Annotated in this window: 4 protein-coding genes; all 4 read left to right on the top strand. The window is 35.8% G+C overall.

Annotation, left to right across the window (positions count from 1 at the left end; translation table 11 throughout):
* The first annotated feature begins 236 nt into the window (after positions 1 to 236).
* The 4 genes from ACKI2P_RS11795 (at position 237) to ACKI2P_RS11780 (ending at position 4,848) form a co-directional block, all read left to right on the top strand.
* The gene (locus tag ACKI2P_RS11795) at positions 237 to 611 is read left to right on the top strand and encodes a helix-turn-helix transcriptional regulator (protein ID WP_296789983.1); all 375 of its coding nucleotides are present in this window, start codon (positions 237 to 239) and stop codon (positions 609 to 611) included.
* A gap of 18 nt (positions 612 to 629) precedes the next feature.
* Positions 630 to 3,014 carry a heavy metal translocating P-type ATPase gene (locus tag ACKI2P_RS11790; RefSeq protein ID WP_407377790.1) on the top strand — a complete coding sequence of 795 codons (2,385 nt, stop codon included), beginning with the start codon at positions 630 to 632 and terminating at the stop codon, positions 3,012 to 3,014.
* A 122-nt stretch (positions 3,015 to 3,136) separates the two neighbouring features.
* Positions 3,137 to 3,400 (top strand): hypothetical protein, encoded by a 264-nt coding sequence (locus ACKI2P_RS11785; protein WP_407377788.1) that lies wholly within the window; start codon positions 3,137 to 3,139, stop codon positions 3,398 to 3,400.
* An 80-nt stretch (positions 3,401 to 3,480) separates the two neighbouring features.
* Positions 3,481 to 4,848 carry an MATE family efflux transporter gene (locus tag ACKI2P_RS11780; protein ID WP_407377787.1) on the top strand — a complete coding sequence of 456 codons (1,368 nt, stop codon included), beginning with the start codon at positions 3,481 to 3,483 and terminating at the stop codon, positions 4,846 to 4,848.
* The last annotated feature ends 58 nt before the right edge of the window (positions 4,849 to 4,906 follow it).

Below are 4,906 nucleotides of genomic sequence, written 5' to 3'. Positions count from 1 at the left end.
GAGGAGTTTATCGAATGCCATGTCATTGAAAATCATTCCATTGGGGATGTGAAGTATCCTAAGGATGTTCTGCTGGTTAAGGACGTTGATTATCTTGGCCAGGAGGTTCATGACCTTCAGGGAAGTTAATCTTTTTTTTATTTTTTTCAGAACAACATATCATAATATCATGATATGAAAACTTTTAAATACATAAACATATCATAATATGTAAATATATAATATATGTGATGACTATGGAAAATAATAATCTTGAAAACAATAATGAGGATATGTGTGAGGTATTCAACTCCCATGAGGATGTTGTGGAACGTGTAAAAGAACGCATACCTGATGAAACTGAATTCGCTGAGCTTTCAGAATTTTTCAAAATATTTGGAAATCCCACAAGATTAAAAATTATTTCCCTGCTTTGTCTAGAAGATTTGTGCGTATGCGATATTTGTGAAGCACTTGATTTGAATCAAACAACTGTTTCAAATCAATTAAGAATATTGCGTGCAAATAATGTTGTCAAATATCAAAAAGAAGGAAAAATGGCAAGATATTCTTTAGCGGACCTTCATATTGAAATGATTTACAAAGTAGGTTTAGAACATATATTAGAATAATTTTTAATTGGTGATACGATGGCTGAAAATAGATGTTATGATGCAGATTGTGCAGATGAAAACTGCTACAATCCTGAGCATTACAATTATATCTGTTTTGATCCAGATTGTGATGAAATTCACTGTACAGATTCTAATCATTATGATAAACAAATATTAAGAGATTTTCAGGAAAAAACTGATTTAAGCGTATATGATCATAGAGAAGAAATAGACTATGATGAAGATGTTGACATAAGTATTTGTGGATGTCCTGATTGTGCAGACGACCATGACCATGACCACGGGCATGAGCATCATCATCATGAGCATGTTGTAGAGGATTCTTGTAGTGATTCTGATTGTGGTTGTCATGACCATGAGCATGAGGAGGATTCTTGTTCTGATTCTGATTGTGGTTGTCATGACCATCATGACGATGATGATATTGACATAAGTATTTGTGGTTGTCCGGATTGTGCTGATGATGACCACGGACATGAACACAACCAAGAGGATGAAGAGTTATTGGCTGAAGGAAAACCTTTGATAGCCAATAGGCCAATTCAAATTATTGTTGCAAGTGGAATCTGTTTTGCATTAGGTCATATTTTAGAATGGTTATCATTCAATCCTACTATTGTAACAATTATTTTCATGATTGGTGCTGTGATTGCAGGTTATGAAATTGCCATTTTAGCTTACAGGTCACTAGTAAAGAGACACACTGTAGGTCCAGCAATGTTGATGTGCATTGCATGTGTTGCATCATTTATCATAGGCCATCCTGAAGAAGGTGCGGCTGTAACATTCCTGTATTATATTGCAGAATTCCTGGAAGATTATGCTGAGCACAGGGCAAAACGTTCAATCAAGTCATTGGTTGAAATTGCACCGGACACTGCGAGAGTTAAAGTTGGCGACTCTGAAGAGTTAAAAAATGTTGATGAAGTCAAAATTGGAGACATTGTAATAGTGAAACCGGGTGATAAAGTTCCTATGGACGGTTATGTCACTTCAGGTTCATCTTCAATAAATCAGGCTTCCATTACTGGAGAAAGTGTTCCTGTATTGAAGGAAGTTGGTGATGAAGTATTTTCAGGAACCGTTAACGAAGACGGATACTTCGAGATGGTAGTAACTAAAAAGGCTAAGGATTCTGTTATTTCAAAAATTGTCACATTGGTTAAAAGATCTCAACTCAACAGGTCTGAAACTGAATCACTGGTTGAAAAAGTCGCTAAATACTACACTCCTGTAATGATGGTGGCAGCTTTATGTGTGGCTTCAATCCCACCGGTTCTCTTTGGTCAAAACTTGACTGATTGGGTATATAAGGCACTTTCACTGCTGGTAATTTCATGTCCTTGTGCATTTTTAATTTCAACACCTGTAGGAATGGTTTCCGCCATTACTTCAGCAACCAAAAATGGAGTAATCATTAAGGGAAGTACATATGTTGAGGAAATGCGTGACGTTAAAGCAGTAATATTTGACAAGACAGGAACATTGACTGAAGGAAAATTGGTTTTAAGTGATGTTGAGTCATTAGATGATGAATATAGTAAAGAAGACATTATAAAAATCGCATCATCTCTTGAACATAATTCTTCTCACCCTATTGCACAGGCAATTGTCAATTATGCTGATGAGAATGAAATCCAGTTTGAAGAGATTGAAGAGTTCAGAAATGTTCCGGGTAAGGGTATTGTGGCAAATATCGGCTCTGAGCAATACTATGCAGCAAACGAATCATTGATTGAGGGTAGTGTCTTTGACATTTCAAGAGATGAAATCAACAGGTTTTCATCTGAAGGAAAATCTATAATATTTGTCGGCAATTCCAAAAATGTCTTGGGTATCATAACAGTATCCGATAAAATCAGAGCCAATGCTTCTGAAGTTATAAAAGACTTGAAAGAGCAAGGGGTGCAAACCGTAATGCTTACTGGAGATAACAAAATTGCAGCCAAAAGTGTGGCTGATGAAATCGGAATTGATTATGTCTACTCCAACCTGCTTCCTGAAGATAAGCTGAATCTCCTGGATACCATCAGAAACAAATTTGGTGATGTTGCAATGGTCGGTGACGGCATTAATGATGCGCCGGCTCTCGCACGTGCAAATATTGGTATTGCAATGGGTGCTGCAGGTTCTGATGTGGCTATTGAAACAGCTGACGTTGCACTGATGCAGGATGACATTTCAAAACTTCCATATCTGTTTTCATTGTCACATAAGACTATGGGAATCATTAAGCAGAACATCACTGTGGCTATTGCAGTCAAACTGTTGTGTGTAATCCTTGCAATTTTAGGTATCATCACACTGATGATGTCTGTCGGATTTGGAGATTTGGGTTTAACCCTTTTAGTTATCCTAAATTCATTTAGAATTGGAATGGTGAAAGATCCACTGTTCTAATTATTTTTCTTTTTTTTAAGCCAGTTTGGTAAATTCATTTTTTTTTAAATCATATTAATTTATATACTACTTAATCCAACTATATGTAGTGTTTGATAAATATAGGGGTAAGTGTGATTATTATGGGATACGGAAAACTTTTGTTAAAAGCAATTAAACACAGGGAACTCATATTCCTTGCTGGAAGTGCTGCTGTAGTCGTCGGTAAAAAAATAATTGAATCCGAGGAGTTTAAAGAAATGACCAGCAATGCTGTTGCAAATGCAAGGGTTATTAGGCAGGATGCTGAAGCAAAATTTTCAGAAATCAGGGACGATGTTGAAAATAGGGCCCAGGATGTGGATTTTAAAGAGTCTGAAAAAAAAGTAAAGATTAATATAGATTAGGAAAATTCTGCAATTTTATTCTTTTTTTGAAATATTTTCATATAATTAATTTTATATTTAAATAAAATTTAATTATTATTATGTTAGGCAGTGATTCTCTAAACAATGTAGACATAATGCTTGGAAATCCCAAAAAGGCATTGCTGAACATGTCTATTCCTTTAGTTATTTCATTACTTATCACAAGTTTTTATAATCTGATTGATGCTGCATGGGTATCCGGACTCGGTGCTGATGCTCTTGCAGGTGTTGGATTTTTCACACCTATTTTCATGATTCTGGTTGGTTTTGGAAACGGTCTCGGGTCCGGTGCGGCTTTTGCAATATCAAAATATTTAGGTGAAGATAATAAGCCGAAAGCAGATAATGCATCCCTCCATTCAATATTTTTGGATATTATCATTTCATTAGTCATTACAATAGTTTTACTTATCTTTTTAAACTCTATTCTGACTGTTATGGGAGCAGGTCAAACAATTGGCTATGCAACTGATTATGGAGAAATAATTCTTATAGGATCAATATTTATAATATTGTCAAATGCGTTGTACGGTATTTTCAGAGGTGAAGGGGATACTACAAGGCCGATGTATGCAATGATTGCATCTGCTGTTTTAAACATGATTTTGGACCCTATATTTATTTATTCCTTGGATTTGGGAGTCAAAGGAGCTGCAATTGCAACGGTTATTTCTTCCATCTTTGTAATACTGATTCTGATTTATTGGTTCTATTTTAAAAAGGACACTTATTTAAAGCCCAATCTGGCTAATTTCATTTATAAAAAAGACATTACATTTGATATAGTTAAAGTTGGAATTCCTGCCAGTGTTCAGCTTTTGAATAATGCTTTTTTTGCAGCTGTCTTTTCTGCACTTCTGGCCTTTGTTGGAACTACTGATTCTGTTGCGGTTTATTCAACCGGCTGGAGAATAGTTACAATCGGGACAACTCCTCTTCTTGCTATCGGAACTGCAATGATTAGTGTGATTGCTGCTAATTATGGAGCGGGGAACTATGGAAATATTCGCATCGCACATAGATATGCTATGAAAATCTCGATAGCAATATCCATTGTTGTCATGATTTTGACAAATGTATTTGCAGGCGACATTGCCTCAATTTTTGCCTCTTCAGGAAGCAGCATCAGAATTTTGGGCGAACTTACAGCCTTTTTGGCTTGGATTGTAATATATTATCCGACAATGGCAGTCGGTGTTGCATCAACATATGTCTTTCAGGGTCTCGGAAAGGGCATCACCGCAATGTTTCAAACAATCATGAGGGAAACCGGTTTTACAATAGCTTTTGCGGTATTGTTAGGTGTTGTTTTGAACTTTGGTGTGTGGGGTGCATGGATGGGAATTGTTCTGGGCGAGGTTGTCTCCAACAATATCACTATGATTTGGGCGGATTGGGAAATTAAAAATTTGATTAATCAAAGTTAGTATTACTGCTTGAAATTTTATTTTTTTTTAATTTATACGATATTTTTTACTTATTTTG

Origin of the sequence: Methanobrevibacter sp., from assembly GCF_045541095.1 — an archaeon.
In the GTDB taxonomy this organism is placed as follows: domain Archaea; phylum Methanobacteriota; class Methanobacteria; order Methanobacteriales; family Methanobacteriaceae; genus Methanocatella.
The sequence above is the reverse complement of the archived record's forward strand: the minus strand, read 5'-3'. Positions and strand labels throughout refer to the sequence as shown.